The 707-nt window shown below is 33.4% G+C and carries 1 protein-coding gene; it reads right to left on the minus strand.

What is annotated here, in order from left to right; genetic code table 11:
* Positions 1-364: 364 nt before the first annotated feature.
* Positions 365-631: a hypothetical protein gene (locus H6B30_RS16040; protein WP_205112246.1), complete on the minus strand. Its 267-nt coding sequence runs from the start codon at positions 629-631 to the stop codon at positions 365-367.
* Between the last annotated feature and the right edge of the window lie 76 nt (positions 632-707).

Here is a 707-nt window from a genome sequence, read left to right on the forward strand (position 1 = left end):
AAAAAGCCGTGTATCAATGTACAACGTACATTTGACACACAGCTTGCTTTGTTTTGAATTCGTCGAATTCACGTTAACTAAGAATGCAAAATCGTTCGGAAGCGATTTATCATCTAAATAGTAGGGCCAATCTCTATTGAACATTATCAGAGGGAAACTGCATATATATCTTAAAATTTTATAGCATAAAGTAGCAACTAAATTTCCACCCTCATCGCTCATAGAAAAAATATTAAGAGGACAAATAGAATAAAGTTAATAATTACAATATAAACAAAAATCTTTATATATAGTTTCATTGCGTTCATTTTAGATATATCCTTCTTGTTCATTATTCTGAACAAGAAGGATATATTGTTACTCATTACCGTATAAACTCATCATTATCAGTAACCTTATGTCCACCCATATTACCAGTTGCACCTGTATTTTCTATTTGTCCTTCGCCCCCGATAATATCACCTCCATAGAAGTAGTTTATATTATTTATCTTTCCATAGGCAGTTCCGCCATTTGGCATCCACCAAGGTGAATCTGATGCTACTGCGTCATTTGGATGGCTATATTGAATTCCACAAGGTCCTTTAGGATGAGAGAAATCCATAGGTTGATGTGGGGTTATATATTCCATCACTACTGTCCCGTTAAAAATGGGAATTGGTCTTTGAAATAATTGAAATATAGTCTTTTACAAGCATTTTTAAGGT

The sequence above is a fragment of the Marseilla massiliensis genome, from assembly GCF_016899955.1.
GTDB classification, from domain to species: domain Bacteria; phylum Bacteroidota; class Bacteroidia; order Bacteroidales; family Bacteroidaceae; genus Prevotella; species Prevotella intestinigallinarum.

Bases quoted from the DNA above. Each gene is read 5' to 3' on its own strand.
- H6B30_RS16040 (WP_205112246.1), bottom strand. From the start codon at position 631: ATGGAATATATAACCCCACATCAACCTATGGATTTCTCTCATCCTAAA.